Origin of the sequence: Alteromonas sp. 76-1, assembly GCF_900654235.1 — a bacterium.
Classification (GTDB): Bacteria; Pseudomonadota; Gammaproteobacteria; order Enterobacterales; family Alteromonadaceae; genus Alteromonas; species Alteromonas naphthalenivorans.
Genome location: NZ_LR136958.1, coordinates 3,222,194 through 3,243,394, shown reverse-complemented (window position 1 = coordinate 3,243,394; position 21,201 = coordinate 3,222,194). Strand labels below are relative to the sequence as shown.

General features: G+C 42.5%; 15 protein-coding genes and 2 pseudogenes. 14 read left to right on the top strand and 3 right to left on the bottom strand.

The features are described from left to right. The first annotated feature begins 51 nt into the window (after positions 1–51). The 8 genes and pseudogenes from tgt to ALT761_RS13990 all read left to right on the top strand — a co-directional run bounded on the left by tgt (position 52) and on the right by ALT761_RS13990 (position 9,252). The gene (gene tgt, locus ALT761_RS14025) at positions 52–1,164 is read left to right on the top strand and encodes a tRNA guanosine(34) transglycosylase Tgt (RefSeq protein ID WP_013783252.1); all 1,113 of its coding nucleotides are present in this window, start codon (positions 52–54) and stop codon (positions 1,162–1,164) included. A 24-nt stretch (positions 1,165–1,188) separates the two neighbouring features. Then, positions 1,189–1,527, top strand: a complete 339-nt coding sequence (gene yajC / locus ALT761_RS14020; protein ID WP_013783253.1) for a preprotein translocase subunit YajC — start codon at positions 1,189–1,191, stop codon at positions 1,525–1,527. Between the two features lie 55 nt (positions 1,528–1,582). Continuing rightward, positions 1,583–3,427: a protein translocase subunit SecD gene (gene secD, locus ALT761_RS14015; protein ID WP_129739562.1), complete on the top strand. Its 1,845-nt coding sequence runs from the start codon at positions 1,583–1,585 to the stop codon at positions 3,425–3,427. A gap of 9 nt (positions 3,428–3,436) precedes the next feature. After that, the gene (secF, locus tag ALT761_RS14010) at positions 3,437–4,378 is read left to right on the top strand and encodes a protein translocase subunit SecF (RefSeq protein WP_129739560.1); all 942 of its coding nucleotides are present in this window, start codon (positions 3,437–3,439) and stop codon (positions 4,376–4,378) included. Between the two features lie 307 nt (positions 4,379–4,685). Continuing rightward, complete coding sequence (locus ALT761_RS14005; protein ID WP_129739558.1) at positions 4,686–6,638, top strand: TonB-dependent receptor plug domain-containing protein; 1,953 nt, start codon at positions 4,686–4,688, stop codon at positions 6,636–6,638. A 6-nt stretch (positions 6,639–6,644) separates the two neighbouring features. Next, the gene (locus ALT761_RS14000; protein WP_129739556.1) at positions 6,645–7,184 is read left to right on the top strand and encodes a YfiR family protein; all 540 of its coding nucleotides are present in this window, start codon (positions 6,645–6,647) and stop codon (positions 7,182–7,184) included. After that, positions 7,178–8,337: pseudogene (locus ALT761_RS13995) on the top strand (diguanylate cyclase domain-containing protein); the annotation flags it as partial. The gene ALT761_RS14000 and the pseudogene ALT761_RS13995, both read left to right, overlap by 7 nt. Beyond that, positions 8,338–9,252 carry a putative bifunctional diguanylate cyclase/phosphodiesterase gene (locus ALT761_RS13990; RefSeq protein WP_442858151.1) on the top strand — a complete coding sequence of 305 codons (915 nt, stop codon included), beginning with the start codon at positions 8,338–8,340 and terminating at the stop codon, positions 9,250–9,252. 43 nt (positions 9,253–9,295) lie between these two features. Here ALT761_RS13990 and ALT761_RS13985 read toward each other — a convergent pair whose 3' ends face one another. After that, on the bottom strand, positions 9,296–10,204 hold the full coding sequence (locus ALT761_RS13985) for a LytR/AlgR family response regulator transcription factor (RefSeq protein WP_129739550.1): 909 nt from the start codon (positions 10,202–10,204) through the stop codon (positions 9,296–9,298). A gap of 107 nt (positions 10,205–10,311) precedes the next feature. Between ALT761_RS13985 and ALT761_RS13980 the strand changes: the two genes are divergently transcribed. Then, entirely contained in the window at positions 10,312–11,598 is a 1,287-nt protein-coding gene (locus tag ALT761_RS13980; RefSeq protein WP_129739548.1) for an acyltransferase family protein, read from the top strand. A gap of 175 nt (positions 11,599–11,773) precedes the next feature. On the opposite strand, the gene suhB is transcribed toward ALT761_RS13980, so the two are convergent. After that, a complete protein-coding gene (gene suhB / locus ALT761_RS13975) occupies positions 11,774–12,550 on the bottom strand; it encodes an inositol-1-monophosphatase (RefSeq protein WP_129739546.1) in 777 nt (258 codons plus the stop codon). Between the two features lie 275 nt (positions 12,551–12,825). On the opposite strand from suhB, the gene trmJ reads away from it, so the two are divergent. From trmJ to ALT761_RS13960, 4 genes and pseudogenes are all read left to right on the top strand, one after another. Continuing rightward, positions 12,826–13,593 (top strand): tRNA (cytosine(32)/uridine(32)-2'-O)-methyltransferase TrmJ, encoded by a 768-nt coding sequence (gene trmJ / locus ALT761_RS13970; RefSeq protein WP_129739544.1) that lies wholly within the window; start codon positions 12,826–12,828, stop codon positions 13,591–13,593. A 30-nt stretch (positions 13,594–13,623) separates the two neighbouring features. Beyond that, positions 13,624–14,448 (top strand): serine O-acetyltransferase, encoded by an 825-nt coding sequence (cysE, locus tag ALT761_RS13965; RefSeq protein WP_129739542.1) that lies wholly within the window; start codon positions 13,624–13,626, stop codon positions 14,446–14,448. Between the two features lie 61 nt (positions 14,449–14,509). Continuing rightward, positions 14,510–14,757: pseudogene (locus ALT761_RS20805) on the top strand (PhoH family protein); the annotation flags it as partial. Between the two features lie 143 nt (positions 14,758–14,900). Beyond that, positions 14,901–16,919 carry a multiheme c-type cytochrome gene (locus ALT761_RS13960; RefSeq protein WP_129739540.1) on the top strand — a complete coding sequence of 673 codons (2,019 nt, stop codon included), beginning with the start codon at positions 14,901–14,903 and terminating at the stop codon, positions 16,917–16,919. Here ALT761_RS13960 and ALT761_RS13955 read toward each other — a convergent pair. Continuing rightward, complete coding sequence (locus tag ALT761_RS13955) at positions 16,897–20,244, bottom strand: CRTAC1 family protein (RefSeq protein WP_129739539.1); 3,348 nt, start codon at positions 20,242–20,244, stop codon at positions 16,897–16,899. The two genes, ALT761_RS13960 and ALT761_RS13955, sit on opposite strands and share 23 nt — an antisense overlap. 281 nt (positions 20,245–20,525) lie before the next feature. Here ALT761_RS13955 and ALT761_RS13950 point away from each other — a divergent pair, with 281 nt between their 5' ends. After that, the gene (locus tag ALT761_RS13950; RefSeq protein WP_172602894.1) at positions 20,526–21,182 is read left to right on the top strand and encodes a PEP-CTERM sorting domain-containing protein; all 657 of its coding nucleotides are present in this window, start codon (positions 20,526–20,528) and stop codon (positions 21,180–21,182) included. Positions 21,183–21,201: the final 19 nt, after the last annotated feature.

Here is a 21,201-nt window from a genome sequence, read left to right as displayed (position 1 = left end):
AATTTCGTTTGACCCAGCGCCAGAGCGCGCACCTGATTGGGAACGCTTTACATGCAATTTGAGTTGTTGAAAACCGATGGTAAAGCCAGACGCGGACGTCTGGTTTTTGATCGTGGTGTGGTAGAAACCCCAGCATTTATGCCAGTGGGAACTTACGGCACAGTAAAAGGGATGACCCCTGAAGAATTAGAAGACAGTGGTGCACATATTTGCCTTGGCAATACATTCCACTTGATGCTGCGCCCGGGCACAGGCGTTATACGTCAGCATGGCGACCTGCATGATTTTATGCATTGGGATAAGCCTATCCTTACCGATTCAGGCGGCTTCCAAGTATTCAGTCTAGGTGATTTGCGTAAAATCACTGAAGAAGGGGTAACCTTCCGTTCGCCAATTAACGGCGAAAAGATTTTACTTACGCCAGAAAAATCAATGGAAGTGCAGCGCGATCTGGGTTCCGACATCGTGATGATTTTCGATGAGTGCACGCCTTTTCCTGCCACTGAGCAAGAAGCGCGCGTTTCTATGGAAATGTCATTACGCTGGGCGAAGCGAAGCAAGGAATCTCATGGAGACAGTCCTGCTGCTTTGTTTGGTATCATCCAAGGTGGCATGTATGAAGGTCTGCGTGATGTATCGCTAGCTGGGCTAGAAGCTATTGGCTTCGATGGTTATGCTATTGGTGGCTTATCGGTTGGTGAGCCTAAAGAAGATATGATCCGCATTATCGACCATACTGCGCCGCAAATTCCAGAAGACAAACCACGCTACCTAATGGGTGTAGGTAAACCAGAAGATATTGTAGAAGCGGTGCGCCGTGGTATCGATATGTTCGATTGTGTTATGCCAACCCGTAATGCAAGAAACGGTCATTTGTTTGTTACCGATGGCGTAGTGAAAATTCGTAATGCGGTCCACCGCAACGATACCTCGCCCCTTGATGAAAATTGTGACTGTTACACTTGTAAAAACTATTCTCGCTCTTATCTACATCATTTAGATAAGTGTAATGAGATTTTGGGTGCGCGTTTAAACACCATCCATAACCTTCGTTACTACCAACGTGTTATGCAAGGCCTTCGCGATGCTATTGAAGCAGATTCGTTGGACGAATTCGTACACACTTTCTATGAACAAAAAAATATGCCGGTTCCGGCACTATAACAACGAAAATATTTGGGGAATTTTATGAGCCTATTTATCTCAAGCGCACATGCGCAAGCTTCTGGCGGCGCTGCACAAGGCGGTGGCATGGAAATGATCATCATGTTGGCCGTATTCGGTTTAATTTTTTACTTCCTACTTTATCGCCCTCAAGCGAAGCGTGTAAAAGAGCATAAAAACTTAGTTACTTCATTAGGTAAAGGCGATGAAGTGCTAACGCAAGGTGGTATTGTTGGTCGTATTACGAAAGTGTCTGACGACAAAGATTTTATCGAAATTTCTCTTAACGACACGAACAACATTGTTGTGCAGAAGTCGTCTGTAACAGCTGTGTTGCCAAAAGGCACTATGAAGTCGCTGTAATTGACAAACGCCGGGGCCGGGACCTTCCCGGTACTGGCACGAAAGGAACTATCCAGTGCTAAATAAAAATTCAATCTGGAAAGTGCTAAGTACGCTTATCGTCATTGGACTATGCGCACTTTATGCACTTCCCAACATTTACGGTGAAGATCACGCGGTGCAGATCTCTGCAGGTCGTGATGCTGTCGTTACCGAGTCGATGGTAGGCCAAGTTGAGTCTGCATTATCGGCTAAAGGCATTACCCCCAAACGCATCGAATTTGAAGATGAACAAATTCTTGTTCGAATTTCAGATTCAGACACTCAATTAGTTGCCCGTGAAGTGTTAGAAGATGCTCTTGGCGACGATTATTTCGTGGCAATGAACCTTGCACCTGATACGCCAGAATGGCTTGAAGGGTTAGGTGGCACGCCAATGAAACTTGGTTTGGATTTACGCGGCGGCGTTCATTTCTTAATGGAAGTGGATATGACCGAAGTGATCACCAAGTCATTGGAAGATGCTGAAAGCGGTTTTCGTACTTCTCTTCGTGAAGAAGGCATTCGCTATCGCGGTGTTACGCAAAAAGACGACTACGTAGAAATTACCTTCCGCGATGAAGAAACGCTTGATAAAGCAGAGTTTTTCCTACGCAATCAAAATCGTGACCTTACGTTAAACCAAACTGATGATTTAGTTCTTCGCGCGGTTTTCTCAGAAGCTAAACTTCAAGAGATTCGCGAGAATGCGGTTAAGCAAAACATTACTATTATTCGTAATCGTGTTAACCAGTTAGGTGTTGCTGAGCCTTTGGTTCAAAAGCAAGGTGCTGACCGTATTGTTGTGCAACTCCCAGGTATTCAAGACACCGCTCGTGCAAAAGAAATTCTAAATGCAACGGCAACGCTAGAATTTAGAATGGTTGACCAGAAAAACGATGTACGTGATGCATTAAATGGCCGCGTACCAGCCGGTTCTCAAGTTATTGAAGACCAGCAAGGCATTCCTCAGCTTCTTGAAAAACGCATTATGCTTACCGGAAGCCACATCATTGATGCGAACAGCGGCGTTGATGAGTACGGTTTACCTAACGTTAATATTTCACTTGATTCAGAGGGCGGCAATAAAATGTCTCGCTCGACCCGTGGCAACATTGGCAAACCAATGGCTACGGTATTTATTGAATACAAGTCGAACGGCGAGCGTAATAAAGACGACAAGCTAATCTTCGAAAAGCACGAACAGGTTATTTCCGTAGCCACTATTCGTGCACAGTTGGGCAGTAAGTTTCAAATTACGGGTCTAGATTCACCGAAAGAAGCCCGTGACTTAGCCCTGTTACTCCGTGCCGGTGCATTGATTGCGCCTATTCAAATTGTTGAAGAGCGCACAGTAGGGCCAAGTTTAGGTAAAGAAAATATTGAGCTAGGAACACAAGCCATTGTTTACGGTGTGATTGCCGTGCTTGTTTTCATGCTTATTTACTACAAAGCGTTTGGCATAGTCGCTAATGTGGCACTAATTACTAACTTGGTGATGATAGTAGGCATTATGTCGATGATCCCAGGTGCTACGTTAACTTTACCAGGAATGGCGGGTATCGTACTTACCGTAGGTATGGCGGTAGATGCCAACGTGCTGATATTCGAGCGTATCCGAGAAGAATTGCGAGATGGACGTAGTCCACAACAAGCTATTCATCAGGGGTACGACAGTGCGTTTTCTACCATCCTTGATGCCAATATTACTACCTTCCTTGCTGGACTTATTTTGTTTGCAGTGGGAACCGGTCCAATTAAAGGCTTCTCTATTACGCTGATGATTGGTATTGCAACATCTATGTTTACTGCCATTTTGGTTACACGCGTTATTGTTAATGCAGTGTGGGGCGGTAGACGCATAGAGAAATTGGCGATTTAGGAGCAAATTATGCAGCTATTAAACTTATCCGAAACCGTTAATTTCATGCGTCTACGCATGCCTGCCATGGTGTTATCAACGCTTCTTATTTTGGGTTCTTTTGTGTCGTTAGGCGTAAATAGCTTAAATTGGGGGTTAGACTTCACTGGCGGAACCCTTATTGAAGTGGGTTACGAAGATGCAGCGAACTTGGAGTCTATCCGTAAGTTACTGAACAATGCTGAATTCGAAGATGCTATTGTGCAAAACTTCGGAAGTAGCCATGAAGTACTTATTCGTATTGCCCCTCGTGACGGCGTAAAAGCCGCTACTATTGGCGAGCAAGTACTAGAAGCGCTTCGCGCTGATGGTACCGTTGTTGATATGCGCCGTATTGAATTCGTGGGGCCAAATGTGGGTGAAGAGCTTACTGAGCAGGGCGGTTTGGCCATGCTGGTAGCACTTATCTGTATTTTGATTTACGTAGCAATGCGTTTTGAATGGCGCTTTGCATTAGGCTCTGTTTCGGCTCTTGCTCACGACGTTATCCTAACACTAGGCTTGTTCTCAGTATTACAACTAGAGTTCGATTTAACGGTACTGGCAGCGGTACTCGCCGTAATAGGTTACTCGCTAAACGATACTATTGTTGTGTGTGACCGTATTCGTGAGAATTTCCGCAAGATTCGTAAGGGCGAGCCAGTTGATATTATCAATATTTCGCTTACGCAAACTTTGAATCGTACAATCATTACATCACTCACCACGGTATTAGTGTTGATTGCCTTGTTCTATAAAGGCGGTGCACTCATTCATGGTTTTGCTACTGCATTGTTGTTTGGTGTTGTTGTTGGTACGTATTCTTCCGTTTATATTGCAAGCTCAGTTGCACTAGCACTGGGTATCAGTAAAGAAGATTTAATGCCACCTCAGGTAGAAAAAGAAGGCGCTGATTTAGATCCAATGCCCTAATTTTTGACGCTAGGTTCACAAGATACAAAAAGCTAGTCAGCAATTGACTAGCTTTTTTTTTGTCATCACCCTTGTCACCTTACATACAAGTTAGGTTAGCTTCCCTCTATATCTTTTCAACTTAAAAATTATCATTAAGTATTACATCCATATATACACCCTTAGATTATAATTTAAGCGTCCTAACCTGTTGTGGAAAGACTTCTATGATTTATCAATAACAGGGTTTGGGTTAGTACGTACTCTTTTCTTAGTCTATAAATGCTAATCAGAAAAATGCATATAGTCTCTTCTGGGTGATTAATGGATGAAAGTTTTAACCGGACTATTGCTTGCTTTGCTCACCCCCCTTTGGGCGGTTTCGCAGACGATAGATAGTAACCATCTAGCGTTAGATGCGTTAATGGATTTAGATGTCCAACTTTCTACTGTTACCCGTCGCTTACGTGATGCAGAGGAAAATGCTGCTTCCATTTATGTTCTCCCTGGCGATGAAATAAAACGTTCAGGTGTGACTTCTATTCCCCAAGCACTGTCACTTGTACCTGGAGTACAGGTGCGGAAAATCGATAACAACAACTGGGCTATTACGTTACGAGGGGTTGCTGGGCGTTTTTCTAGCCGAATGCTAGTGCTCGTGAACGGACAGAGCATATACGATGCCGTTGATGGTGGAGTCAACTGGGAAGCACTTAATATTCCGTTATATGATATTGAACGAATTGAAGTGGTTAGAAGCAATGGAGGATTATCGTGGGGAAATAATGCCACCAACGGCGTGGTCAATATTATTACAAAACACAGTGAAGATACCCGTGGCTTGTTGAGCAACCTAGAGGTGGGAAGCGAACTGACAAATGCCTCAATTCGCTTTGGCAAAGATCTCGATTCTTTGGGGTCGTTTAGGGTTCACGCTTTTAGCAAAAACCTACGTGAATCAAACAATGCCTATTTCACCATTTCTCCCAACGATAGCAATCATACTCAAGGGGTCGGTACACGCTTCGATCTCAATTTAAGTGATACTGTGTTCATGCTAGTACAGGGGGAATATCAAAATATAGACATTAGAAATGTCGTGTTAACACCTGATTTAGTAACAAATATTACCCAATTTAACGAAGATACAGAAACAAGAGACTTATTTAATTTTGCGGTTCGTCTTGACCATATTATCGATACCAATACCAGCCAAGTTTTCCAGTTAACCTATAACAACGAAGAGTACGATTCGTTTTATTTTGAAGACAAACAAGACGATGTCAGTATCGATTATTTAATTAGTTCGCAAATCAACACGTTTCAGTTCGACTTTGGATTAAATTATCGACATATCGATTTGAAGCTGACAAGCAATGACTATCTCACCTCACTGAATGACCTTGATAGCTTGCAGTATTACAGTGCTTTTCTACAGGCTCAGTATGAACACCTTCCTAGTCAAATTAGCGTTAGCGTAGGAACTAAAGTTGAACGAAATAGTGCCATAGGATGGGAGCATCAACCCTCAGTTAAGGTGATCTGGGAAGTGAGTGAGATGTCTAAGCTCTGGGCTTCAATATCAAAAGGCAGTCGCTTTCCATCGTTTACTGAAATGGATCTATCCTTCCGGGCTGCCGGTATCCCATTCGGCAATATTATATTGGCGCAAATCATCCAAGGAAATAGAGATATACAAGCTGAACAGTCAGTTTCAAAGGAGGTAGGTTACCGCTACAACGCGAGGCAACTTAATATCGATTTATCGTTGTTTAAAACTGATGCTGATAATGTCCTTACCACAGACGTTGCGATAATTCCGCCTGCGTCATTTATTCAGACATTTGTCTCTGACGGTAGCCTTGATACCTATGGGGGAGAGGTATTTGTAGATTGGCAAGTCGCTTCTTGGCTCAATACAGAACTGACTTATAGTTTTGCGAAAATCGACTACGATCTCTCAGAAAATTTACAATCACCGACGGGCGAAAATTCAAAAGTCGAACAGTGGCTGTTTAAAACAAGTTTGCAGCTTAATGATGTTCACTCACTATTTACTACTACTCGCTGGGAGAAGGGAGAAGCGTACAGTACTGATGACTACTATGCGTTAGACGTGTCATGGCAATGGCAATTATCGGAGAACCTTCAGTTCAGTGCGACCGGAAATAATTTGTTTATTAGCGATAGGGTTGAGTATACAAATACACGGCAACTTTTTGTTGTTCCTTCGTTTATTGAACCTTCTTTTGTAATCAACTTCAGCTACTTTTTTGAGTAAATATCTATGAAGAATTACATCAAAATAGTACTAATCATCTCTTTAAGCGCTCTGTCACTGAGTGAGTCTCATGCTCGCTCTAGCAACAGAGAAAATGCAATAAAAGCGGGGTTTATCTACAACTTTGCGCTTTACAGTACTGGTGAGTGGTTCGATCCCAATACCAGTGATTTCTATAGGATATGCAGCAACGATTCTGATTTTGTAAAGGCAGCGCAAATTACACTTGCGAATCAGAGGGTAAAAGGAAAGCCTGTAGTGGCTACTTACATTGATCATGCCGAGGCGGGTTGTCACTCACTGTTTATCGTAGAAAGAAACGAACATCAGCCAGTTTCTCTTGATAGTGTTGAGTTCGTCAGTACTATGATTATTTCAGAGTCAAAGAATATTGCTCAGTGGTCGGGACATATAAACTTATTCAAAACGGGCGGAAAAATACGTTTTGAAATAGCGCCACAAAGGCTTAATAGGTCAAATATCGTCTTAAGTTCGAAGGTAATGAGATTGGGGCGAGTTGTTGACACGCCGCGAGAGCCATGGTGAGCATGTTCCTGAAAAAGCGTTCACTATTATTTAGATTGACGGCTATGTTCATGGCTGTGGCTTCGTTTTCTACACTTATTACGTTGTTAGTCATGTCTGTGTATCAAATCAATATCTTAAGCAGTGCTGAGATTAGGCGGGTAAACTCACTGGCACAAATACTGGCGCCAAATGTAACTGCATCACTCATTTTTAATGACAAAGAAACTATCCATGAACTTATAGAGCCACTAGCCCATCAAGACAGTGTGGTCATGGTGAGTGTGATTGATGAGCAGGGTGATGAGTTTACGTCAATTGATATCGCTGAGAATGCAGCACGATTAGATAAGCAAGCCCTCACTAAAACTGAGGCTTCGTTAGAAGCATATGACTCATATTATGGTTCACTTATTATTTATACGGATGATAGCTCAATAAGAAAACACGTGTCATTTTACCTAATATTTCTAGGCGCTATCTTTATCACCATAATCATTCTTGGCTTTTTTCTCTCACTCTTTGCCAGCAAGCGTTTTATCTATCCTATTTTGCGCTTGGCAGCAGTGGTGAATAAGGTGACTCACAGCCATGATTACTCAATAAGAGCGACATTCAGTTCTTTTGATGAAATAGGGGATTTAACGAAGGGATTTAACTCAATGTTAGAAACTATCTCCCTTCGGGATAACTTACTAGAGAGCACGGTACAACAACGAACCGGTGAGTTGAAAAAGGCCAATATTGAATTACGTGATCAAGCTTATAAAGATAGTTTATCGGGTTTGCCAAATCGGCGTTATATTTATGAATTAATCAACGAGGTAAGTAAAAATTCAGAGACTCATACCTTTAGTTTGTTATTTCTCGACTTGGATGGTTTTAAGGAAGTAAACGATACCTTAGGCCATGATTATGGTGATTTGTTAATTGTTGATGCAGCAAAGCGTATACAGGCCATTATTAACAAAGGGGATACCCTTGCGCGACTAGGGGGGATGAATTCACTATATTCCTAGAGAATGTGGTAGAACCCTGCGTTATTGAAAGTATTGCTAATCGAATTAGATATGAGTTTAACAAACCCTTCCTGATTCGAGATGAAAGTGTTCATATTACCGCTAGCATTGGCGCGAGTTCGTATCCAGAGTGTGGTAAGTCTGCAGAAGAGATAATGAAAAAAGCTGACTTAGCAATGTACGATGCAAAGTCGTCAGGAAGGAATTGCTATCGTTTCTTTCACGCTTCAATGTTAGAAAAACTAGAAGCCAAAAAACTGGTGATAAGCGATTTACGCCAGGCGTTAAAAAATGACGAACTAGAACTTTTCTATCAACCGATTTATAACATTGAAACACGAAAAATTGATAAGGCTGAGGCCTTAATCCGTTGGCATCATCCTGCGAAGGGCGTTATTTCACCTCAGGACTTTATTCCTATTGCGGAAGAAAATGGCTTAATTGTTGAGCTGGGAAATTGGGTTCTTCAAAATGCTATTGCCAATGTCCGCGTGTTCAGACAGAATTTATGCCCTGAATTTTGCGTAAATATTAATGTTTCCGCCGCGCAATTAAAGCCAGAAGACAACTGGTTATCTGAATTGATCCTCAGTCTCGATACCGCTAATTTAGGCGCAAATGCAATAGCGATAGAAATCACCGAGACGGCATTGATGACTGACAGGAAGAAAGTGGTTGAAGACCTACGCTTACTGAAAGAGAAAGGCGTTGAGATCGCTATTGATGACTTTGGAGTGGGTTACTCTTCGCTATCTTATTTGCAACAGTTAAAAATTGATATTATCAAGATTGATAAAAGTTTCGTCCAACAGCTAGGTATCGATTCAGCGGGTACCACACTATGCAAGACTATCGTTCAGATGGCAAAAAACCTAAATATTAAAGTGGTTGCTGAAGGGATTGAGGACGAGATTCAACTTGAGATGTTAACAGAGTTTGGTTGTCATTTTGGTCAAGGGTATTTTATTGCTAAACCAGCGCAGGCAAAAAAATTCGAAACGTTTTTCCATTCATTTAAACCCGCCCATATAACACCGAGAAATGCGCTTAAAGAGGACGCGCTATTATAATACACCTATCGTTAAGTGTATTTTCTCTTACAATGATTCCCGTTTAGCTAGGGGTTAATCGCGACTTCAAACTTTCTTTGTATCGCCGTGATATAGGTACCTCTGTTCCATCCAGTAAAATGGCGGTCCCGTCTCCACTCTCTTCAAATGCAATATTGTTTATGAATGTGTATTGAATAGCAAAGGAACGGTGAACGCGAATAAAGCCTTTTTCACTTGCGCTTTCACAAAAGTGCTTCATGGTACATCGCAATGGAAACGTCGATTTTGAGGTGTGAAGGTTGATATAATTGCCCGATGCTTCTACCCAATAGACGTCACTAAGTTTTACTAAAAATTCTCTGTTTAGCTTTTTTACCAACAAATTGTCAGGCATGCCCGAGGTGGGGGTATCCCCTCTAGCGCCATTAACTTCCACAGGCTCATCATGCTCCCGAATAACGGAAGCCTCTCCTATAAGTCTTCTATAACTGAACATTATGATGTAATAAAAGGTGATAAGGGTGATATAACCCCATAAATCCTTACGGTACTCATAGAAAAATTCGCTGGCTATAGGCCCGAAATTATATTCTTTGTCCGATAGTAAATAGCACAGCTCTCTAAAGGCTACCATCAAAGTGACATGTGCAATTGAAAAAAGGCTCGCAAACGCAAAATGCCAAAGTAGCCATGTCCTTGCCCTAAATGAATGAGTATCAAGTTTACGAATGAAATAAATAAGGGGGACGACTAATAATGCAGTGGCCAATGCACTGCTATATTCCCACAGATAAGGCTCCCACAAAGCCGTACTGTTATTTGAATCCCTCGATAGCTCTGTCCAATCTGATGCAGCATTAATCGAGTTATTTAAAAATAAATATATCACTAGCAGTAAAAACGCTGCCCATTTGTGATATCGCTCTGTATTGCGAAAAAACTGACTGAGTTTTTCGTCACTGCTACCCACCGCTTACCCCCAATTACTCATTCCCTCGTCACTCTATGCTAGTGCAAGTAAGAAAATGTACGTTATATCAAACCCTATTACTACGTTATTGAATAGGACAGACAGAAATGACACAAGCAATAAATCGCAGTGAATCAACCCGATTTTATGCACTCGATGCATTAAGAGTTATTGCGTTTGGTGTGTTAATTCTCTATCACATTGGTATGTACTACGTGTTGGAATGGGGATGGCATATCAAAAGTGAACAGCCTCAAGCGTGGCTGCAAGACGTGATGATTTTAACTAATCAGTGGCGAATGTCGCTGTTATTTCTAATTTCTTCGATGGTACTGACGGTATTGTTGACGCGCGTAGAGCCTAAACCGCTTTTATTCTTAAAACGGGCAGGGGAGTTGATAACTCAGCGAACTCAACGATTAATGATTCCGTTATTATTTGGCATGTTTGTGATAGTTGCCCCACAAGTTTATATTGAATGGACGGTTAATGGGGTGATAGACACCACTTTTACGCAGTTCTATTTAGAATACATTAACCCTAATACTCAGTGGCTTGCCGAGCGTCATTCTGACATTGGCTTACTCACGTGGAATCACCTTTGGTTTTTACCTTACTTGTGGGTGTATTCGTTGCTGTTAATTTTGCTGTTTCCGATAATGGCTCAGTTAGCAAAGCTCCAGATTGGAATAATAAGCTTTTCTTTTGCATCCTCTACAGCAATGGTCGCAATATGGCTAATGCTGCGAAATACGTACCCCACTACACACGATTTGCTTAATGACTGGTACAGCCATGCTAAATACTGCCTTGTTATGGTGGTAGGTGCCGTTATCATCTTGCAGCCCAAATTATGGGAAGCACTAGAGCGTACTCGTTATGTAAGCGCGGTGGTGGCGTTGTGCATGTATTCACTTATTATTGCCGATAGGCATGACGTGTTTGGGCCTGTTGGCGATTGGCTCACTGAGTTCTGGTGGTTCAGAGTGATGGTAGGTTATATTGTAGTGCTGAATCATTGGGCTTGGTTAGCGGCGATACTAGGCTTTGGTAAGCGTTACTTAAATAAACCCATGGGCTGGGTAAAATACCTTAATGGCGGTGTGCTTCCTTACTACATGATGCACCAAACACTGATTGTAGTGGCCGCGTATAGCCTTCATTCAATAGGCTTTCCAGTAGGCATTCAGTTTGTGCTCATTTTACTATTTACGTTAGTTGGTTGTGCGCTAACTTATGAACTTGCCAAAAGAAACATGGTTACACGACTACTATTTGGCTTGAAGGGAAAGTCGCAAGAAACTAACCGAGATACTGATACAACCATTACGCCATCTTCTGCATCGGTTTATTCAAAGACCGCGATTAAAGCGCCTACTAAAGCCAGCTACTAAAGCGGTTACAAATTTAGCAATAAGACCAGCTACTAAGCGAGCAGCAAAGCCTGTTTATAAGTTAGCAAAAATAGCCAGCTTATAAACAGGCACAAAAAAGCGGTGTATGAACACCGCTTTTTTTTCATTTTATACAAGACGCTAAATCAATGAGCTGCCTTCTAAAATGCAAAGGCTATTTTAAATGCTTAACTAAGCCTTGAACTACCTTGGCGCTACCAGCAACAATTTCACCGCTATAAAGTGGATCGTTACCGCCTTTAAAGTCGGTGACTAGGCCGCCAGCTTCACGAACAATAAGTTCGCCTGCTGCGATATCCCACGTTTTAATACCACGTTCCCAGTAGCCATCATGACGGCCTGCAGCAACGTAGGCTAAATCTAACGCTGCACTACCTGCACGGCGAATGTCGCCACACTCATGGAAAATTTTGTTTAGGCTTAGCGCATACTCGCCAAACTTAGCTTTGTTTTTAAACGGCATGCCAGTAGCGAGAATAGTCTCATTTAAATCACGAGGCTTAGACGCACGAATACGATAACCATTTAACTGGGCGCCTTGTCCACGGCTAGCAGTGAATAATTCGCTACGGATAGGATCGAATACAACAGCTTGGTCTAGACGACCTTTGTGAAGTAATGCAATAGAAACGGCAAAGTGAGGAATGCCTTTAATGAAATTGGTGGTGCCATCTAATGGGTCAATAATCCACTGAAAATCAGTGTCTGCGCCGGCAGTTTCGCCAGACTCTTCGCCCATAAAGCAGTGATTTGGGAATGATTGCTGAATTTTAGCAATAATAGCTTGCTCAGCTTCTTTATCAATTTGCGTAACGTAGTCGTTAGCGCCTTTTGATTCAGTTGCTACTTCGTTGTGTTTTTCGAAACCACGAACAATAATTGTGCCAGCCGCACGCGCTGCGCGCACCGCAATATTCAGCATAGGATGCATAGATAAACCACCAATTGTAAAAGACCAAAGAACAGACCTTGACCATAGGTTAGCCCAACGAGCGCTTTCCGCAAGTGACCTACAAGGTAAGGTGTTCAAAACGCGCGCATCTTAACCAGAATGGCCGTGTGATGCAAATGAAATGTGGGTAGGTTGCACAACTACGGATGATGGCGAGTGGTTTGAGGTATCGAAGTAGGTCTTCAGATAGCCATCTATACCGCCATTGTGCTACAATTCGCTCAATATTGACGAGGCTACAGGTAATAAAAAGCATGCTCGAGAACATCCGTATTATTTTGGTGAGTACATCACACACTGGTAACATTGGCTCCACGGCCAGAGCCATGAAAACCATGGGCTTGAGTAGCCTTTATTTAGTTAATCCTGTTCATGAGCCTGATGGCCAAGCAAGTGCCTTGGCTGCAGGTGCTGGAGACGTTCTCGCCAATGCTAAAATAGTGAATACGTTAGAAGAAGCCGTGTCTGATTGTGGCTTGGTGGTCGGTACTTCGGCTCGTTCTCGAACCCATTCATGGCCTATGCTTGGGCCACGTGAATGCGGCGAAAAATTAGTGCAAGAAGTCAGTAATTTCCCCGTAGCACTGGTATTTGGCCGTGAAAATAGTGGATTAAGCAACGAAGAGTTGCAGCAGTGTCACTTCCATATGTGTATTCCAGCAAATCCTGAATACAGCTCGCTTAACTTAGCCGCCGCGGTACAAACCTTATGTTATGAAATTCGTATGGCTTATCTAAATCGTGAAACCTACCCCAGCGTTGAAGAAGAGTACCCACTAAACGAAGATTTAGAGCGTTTCTATACTCATCTGGAAACGACTTTGGAAAGCACCTCTTTCATTCGTAAAAGCCATCCTGGTGTAGTGATGACTAAACTTCGACGTTTGTTCAACCGTGCCCGTCCTGAGTCACAAGAACTTAATATTTTACGTGGTATTTTGGCATCTATTGATAAATCGGTGAAAGGAGATAACGCTCCAGCGTCTGACCCTGAGTCAAAAGTAGATAAAGAAAATAACTAATAGCTAATAACGTAACTAGGCGAGGCACTTGTGTTCTCCAGAATTAAAGATGACATTCAAGGGGTATTTCATCGTGACCCTGCGGCACGAAATACCTTTGAAGTTTTAACCAACTACCCAGGTTTACATGCGGTGTGGCTGCATCGTGTTAGTCACAAATTGTGGAAAGCTAATTGGAAATGGTTGGCACGCAGTCTCTCCACATTTAACCGTTGGCTGACTGGGATTGAAATTCACCCAGGCGCTACCTTAGGGCGCCGTGTATTTATCGACCATGGCATGGGCGTAGTGATTGGTGAAACTGCAGAAGTGGGCGACGATGTTACCTTGTATCACGGGGTGACATTGGGCGGTACAAGTTGGACGCCGGGGAAACGTCATCCTACGTTAGAAAAAGGCGCGGTAGTGGGCGCGGGCGCTAAAGTGCTTGGCCCTATTACCATAGGTGAAAATGCCAAAGTAGGTTCAAACTCCGTGGTGGTGAAAGACATACCTGCGGGGGCTACTGCAGTGGGTATTCCTGGACGAATTATTATCTCTAAACAACAAAGCGACGCCGTCCAACTGAACCCCAACCGCAATAAAATTGCCGAAAAATACGGGTTCGATGCTTACGCTGTTGCACCAGATAATCCAGACCCAGTAGCTAATGCCATGGGCATTATGCTAGAGCATATGCATCAAATGGATACCAAGGTGGAAGAGATGTGCAAGGTAATTCAATCACTCGGTGGGGATGTTTGTACTGATAACTTACATAACATATCTGCGCAAGATTTCGCCGATACGGGTATTGAGTTTGCGGATGAGAGTAAAGCTAAAGCTGGCCAAGAGGCGTTTGACCCAACAATCTAATCATTAGAGGTTTGTTAAACTAACGGTATTTAAGTTACTAATTTTAGAGCATAAATAGTTCAGCGGTAAAACCCTTCTTACGCTAGCCGCTGCTCGAGAAATGGTAGTAGAGCGCGACATGTATGACAAAATCATTGTCGCGCGTGTCTGACAGAAATTACCTATTCCATTGGCTTTCTACCGAACAGAGTAAGAAAAATTGCTGCCCTGGCTGGCGGCTATAACCGATTCACTTCAAGTGCTTCACAAACATGACGAGAACGCTAAAGGCCTGTGAACTACATTCTGAAAAAAGCCAACAGTCTGTATTGACCGAAAGGCCAACGCTATTATTGTTCGATCACTGACTTCATGTCGCCATACCGATAAAATTAAAACTGGCTGTTCGAACCTCCCCTTGATATATTTCCATGCTCAATAAACAAGGCCAGAAGTAACATGGACGTGCCGTAGTGGGAATACCAGACAAACATAAACAGGAAATTTCTCTATTACACGGCTTTATTGCCCTTTTCTTAATTCTCGTTGTTAGTGGTTTTACTTCTTATGCGCTGAACCTAAGTTGGGGATGGCTTCGTCAGGCGCTAGCCCTTGTGCACCTGTTTGCAGGTTATGTAATTGGTGCCATTTTCTTTTTTTACTCCTATAAGCATTTTAAACGAACGGTGGGTTTTCGACGGACTGGCTCGATCATTCTTGGCGTGATTTTATTTCTTGCAATCTGCTATCTCGCGCTAACAGGTGTTCTGATCAGTTTTACCGGAGTATTAAAAAAACAAGCTTGGTTGCTCGACAGCCACATAGTGTGTGCAATCCTAACGCTTTTCCTGTTAGTCGTTCATTTAATTTGGCATTACATAACATTCCCAAGAAACAGACGTTCAAGCGTTCCGTCTGGGTTTGTTACGCTTTCTAATAAAATAATCAAACCTATTTTAGTTGTAGTAGGGGTTGCATGTGCTATCACCATTACCCTGTTGATTGGAAACTACTTAATCCAAAATAACTACCCAAATAATACGGTGGACGATTATCTTTATGCTTATGGCGACGGTCCTTTTTTGCCCAGCTTAACTATGACCGAGAGTGGTACTTTTGTACAACGAAGGCATATTGCAGAATCTGCACAATGTATTGAATGCCATAAAGGGATAGGTGAGCAATGGATGGCTTCTACGCACAGACATGCGGCGGATGACCCTACATACGTACGAAACGTGAATTTGCTGACGGAATCTAAGGGCATTGCACCAACCCGATATTGTGAGGGGTGTCACGCACCAGTGGCTTTGTTAACTGGACAGTTAACACCGGGGGGGAGCCATGGAGGTAAACTAGGTACTGTTGCAAACAAAGAAGGGATCAGCTGCATGTCATGTCATGGCGTGAGTCACTTAACTAGCTCAGAAGGGGTGGCAAGTTATCATTTTTCCCCCAGAGAATCATATCTGTTTGCCAATGTGGATGTATGGCCTCTTAATTTTTTACATCAACAGGCGCTAAAGTTGGTTCCACAGCGTCATGCGAAGGATCTTTTATCACCGCTGCTGCAAGAGTCGCAATTTTGCAGTTCATGTCATATCCAGTTTATGGATAAATCCATGAATAACTGGGGCTGGGTAAAAATGCAGGATGAATTTCTAGCTTGGTCAAACAGTAAGTTTAATTCGCCTAAAGAGCTGAGGTTTTCTCATCCACAAAACAAACAATGCCAAGACTGCCACATGCCGATGATAAAGGCTGAAGACATCGCAGCCGATGGCGCAGGGCAAGTACGTTCTCACTACTTTGTCGGTGCCAACGTAATGTTGGCGAAACATTTCGATAACGAAACATTATTTGAAATGACCAAAGAATTTCTGCAGCAAGACAAAATTCAGTTGTCGATTGAGCCTCCCGAAGATGAGCAGGCCAAACAAAGCGCACTGTACCTTAAAGCTGAGCTGAGAAACCAGCACAAATATCCGGTTGCGATGTATCGGGGAGAGCACAAAAAAATCAAAGTGTTATTGACGAATCAAGGCGTTGGGCATAGTTTTCCCGGTGGTACCATAGACTTAAATGAAGCTTGGATTGACTTTAAGGTATATGACGGACAGCAACGTCTTGTCACCTCCAGTGGTCAGTTGCAAACAGACGGGTCCTTGGGGGCAGACACGGTTGTTTACAAAGAAATCGCAATCGACAGACACGGTAAAGAAGTATGGCGTCACGACTTGTTCAATATGGTTGGGCGAAGTTATGTTAATGTGATCCCTGCGGGGTCTACTGACGTCGTAGAATTTGATCTCATAGTGCCAGACTGGGCCACATCACCACTTACTATTTCAGCCACACTTAAGTTTCGCAAACTCAACCAGAAGTATTTAGATTGGGTTAATCTAAAACAATCAGTTGATACGAATCCAATTATAGATATTGCACGAGACAGTGTCAGCGTAAAAGTGCTCAAAGCACCAGCGAGTCAGTAGCTTTTTTTGATGCGAGCCCATAATGCCGGCGCCACTGCGAATCAAGTACATAACCTTTAGCTTGCGCGTAACGGATAAAGCTAGCAATCCAAACATTATTTACCTGATTAGTAGAGACATCGGTGTAACTGTGCTGAAGATACAAAAACTCAAAAATTCTGGTCAGCTGTGGGCTTTGTTCTGTTAACCCTTCTTTGTGTACATTTCGCGCAGCACGGGCCAGTTGATTTATCACTACCCGTTTTTTCACCTTTGAGTCGGATTGCATCAAGTAACTAAGTGCCATGGGGTTGTCTTCCAAAATAGCACTAAAACCACTTCTAAGGTACTTCATGTCTGGCTCAAAGCGTTGCTTACAATAATCTGTTAAAGAAGCGCGAATACGACACTCCTTTGATATAGCTGACTGAAATGCTTGGGAGTACTGGTTTAAATCTTGGTTTTCGAAAAAGGACTTTAAGCTTTGCAAGGTTAAGTAAGGAATAAACCAAGATTGTTCAGGATAATGCTCTAGAAGTAACTGTGAGTAATTTTCAGACAGGGGCAGACCGAGTTGGTTCATTTTTAAGATAATGCGTTCAATATCCTTTTCTGAGCGCAACCGATTAAGATGACTTATCGCTCGCAATTTATCCTGCTCTGTTGCTGCTGAGACAATATCGATAGTATGGGCGATGGAAAAATGACTAAACAGAGTCGAATTAAGGTAGGTGCTGACCCACGAAGTTTTAGTTGGGTTCGATTCCGTCGTCATTGTGTGCCCAAAAACGTTTTGTAAAACAAGTCTGTCAGTATGAAGGCTGAATACCAATTCATCATTTTCAGTCCGCTCAACAATAGATTTTATCCTGCCAGGTTTTACGTCAAGTTTAGTTAACGTCACTACGCATTCGGCTTTAAGAACTGGTTCGTTAACGTTGGAACAGATCTGCGTTAATGGGGCTAGTGCTTTTCGGTACTTCAAAAAGCCAATTGTTCTAATGACGGATGCAATTAGGGCGTTTGATGCGTGTTGATTCTGTTGGTCCTGGCGAAGAAATGCCATGAGCGAAGCGCCTATTGTTGGGTCTTCGCTCGCGCTCAAAGCGTGAAGCGCACAAATTGTCTCAGATTCGAAGGGCGTTCTCAGCGCGCGGTGCAATAACTGAGACTTCAGTGCTGGCTTATTTAATGGAGCCACCTCTTCTTCCCAGAACCAGTAATTAAGGTTATCTGTTAGTTGGCAAAATTGCGATTCTGGCAGTGAACGAATCAAATAATCCAAGTGTTCGACAAACAGATCACTTTCGGTTTTGCTGATTAACTCAATAAGCATGGCATAAAGTTCACCACGCTGCAGCGATGGCGGAAATCGCTGCATCTGGTTAAATAACCAACTGATTAGTGTGATGACTTCCTGACTTCTCGCCTGCGAAATTTTCACAGTTACAAATTTATCATGGTGTAATTGTCTGGCAAATGTCAGCAGTGAGCTAAGCGAGGGATCAATTGTTTGCGATAGAGCGGGAATAAGTTCATTTACCGGTAAATCTATATACGCAAACAAATTGTAATGGCCGGCCTCAATTGAGTCACTATGCCTTCTTGTTTTTTTCGAGATAATGTCGATCTTGCCTTGTGCCAAACTCAACTGATAAATGTTGTTTAGTGCTAAGTTTTCAAAAATATTTTTGTTATTAGTTCCTGTCACTTTAAGAGATACGTCAGAATCAAATTGACCTAGGCCGAAATGCACCCTGCGTTGGCTTGAAGACAGAAAGGGCTGAGGCTTCACTAATGTCTTGGTTGCTAACTGCGTGTTTGACTCAGTGTTTAACGTAAATTCTACTAGATTACAGAGGTTTATTGGCTGACAGGTGAAAGATATCCAATTATTATTGGTGTCAGTGCGATTCATATACAGTGACAGCACACCATTATTGTTGTTTACGGCATAATCAAGTTTCCCATCGTTGTCAAAATCAGCAGACGCGATCCCTCGGGAGGAACGTTTTAGTGTGGGAAACTGGGAAAATAAAGTTGACTCAAATCGCCCATTGGCTATCTGAAGTCTTCCGGAATTGACATTTCCTACTGGCACATAAGGGGTGTCAATATGGGGTTCTGCGTTGCCCTTTGCTATGATGAAGTCTTCACGGCCATCATTATTTAAATCCTCAACAATTGCTCCCCAAGATTGCACTGAAGCGTCCTTATCGGACGTTGCGAATAATTGCCAAGCTCTGTCCTTGTTTACTTGTTCACCTGCCAAATGCAATTGAGTGCTTCCCCCTCCAAAGGGGATGAACAACAATGCAGTTTTATCTGCAACCTTTATAGAACTGAGTTGAACGTTGGGGGACTTCTTAAAACTCAATAGTTTGGTAAAGAGGTCACTTGTCTGGTTATCGCCAAAATCAATAAAGTCTGAATTTGAACCTGAGCCGTTTGCAATATAGTAGCCGCTTGAAGCGGACTTATTTCCGGCAATAATTTGTTTGGGTATAATACTTAAAGTTCGGTCATAACTTGATAGTTGCAGAGTTTCAAATAGAGGAGTAGGTGTATTGGCTTGGGTACCGCTATTCAGCAGAATTGCGTTTCTTAATCCATTGTAGTTTTCAGCATTAAATTGCGAATCGGTTTCATAACCGTATTCCTGGTTCCCTATCTTTATGTCATTCTCATAATCTAGAAAGTTGGCGACGAGAATATCCTGCCTGCCATCTAAATTGTGATCCCAAATAGTGATCGATAGCGGCCAGTAAGGTTTTGGGATCTCACCTATTGTGGACCGACTAAAAGTTTTGCCATTTATGTTAGTGAGCAAGATTAATTCGTTAGTTTTACCATAAACTAGCTCTGGATATCCATCGTCATTCAAATCGCCAACAGCACAGCCATATCCACCAGGTAACTGCGCTTCTCCTGCTAAGGTGGTGACATCTGTAAAATACTCTCCGGCGATATTCTGATAAAGCTTGGAACCTGTCGGGTTGTTCCACCAATGTTGTTTTCCATATCGACGAGTAACGCCTTCGCCACCCACAACAAATACATCTTCATACCCATCTTGATTGAAATCTATGACACATACACCTGAACCCATTGCATCTTTGATACCGGATAGCTTTTCAGTGCGCTGAATATGTTTGAACATGATGCCCTTTACAAAGGCTGATTCTACAAATTGAACAGGCGTTTGCTCAGTTTGAAAACTGATAGGATTTACGGACTTGGAGGTTGTCGAAAAAGTAAAATCAAAAATGAGATTTAGTGATAAACAGATAACACTTATCAATCCAAAGGTAGATAGTACTTTGATATTAAGAAGAGCTTTTTTCACAACAATCCTTGTTTTTCAATAAACTGTAACACTTTACGGGGAAGATGCCTTTAACGAAAGTCTATTCTGTTCACAGAATAGCAACAAGAAAAAAGAATATTCTTTACTTGAAAAAGTGACAAGTGTAATATTTACAGGTTGGCGTGAAAAATATACAACTTTTAGTGCTTTATTCATACTTCGATGATTTGCACTAGGTCTTAAGGCTGATGAAATACGACCCCGTGGGTGTAGGCTGGGCGTAATTTGTACGGAAAATAATAACAGAATGGATGCGGTTTATGGAAAGCAGTAAAATAACTAAAGCTTGTATTGTGCTTTTATGTCTTGTGCAATCTCTCTTTTTTAGTACGGCAGCACTTGCGACCCTAATTAATAATGGTGATTTTTCATCAGGACTGAATGACTGGAGCGACGCGAGTTTCACTGGCTCAGTGACAGAGAATGGCGGCCAGGCTATTTTATCATCAGGTGATAATACTGACCCGTTTGCAGCCGTCCTAATACAAGGTGATGATGGAAGCTTCCTTTTTGATTCTCCAATCATGGTTGACCCTAATGTATCAATGTTAAGTGTCGATGCGGCGCTACTAAGTATGCTTTTTGATCCAACAGAGCAAGGCGGCTCTGCTTTCAGTGACACGCTTTTTTTGGCAATTTATGATGCGGTTGACTACACCTTTGATGCTGTGTTTGAAATTCCTGCACTTGAAAATGTAGCTGAAACCTTCTTATTTGATATGAGTGATTGGTTAGGCCGAGGAATTGCCATCTCATTTGAACTTGCCGATGAAGATGATGGTTTTAATCTTTCCTACTCAGTAGACAATGTCCTCTTTACTTACAATAACACGCCGGTGCCTGTGCCGGAACCAGAGTCCTTCATTATGTTACTCGTTGGTCTCACGCTGTTAGCTCGTTGTCGCAAGTCTGCGTAAACAAAAAACAAATTTATTA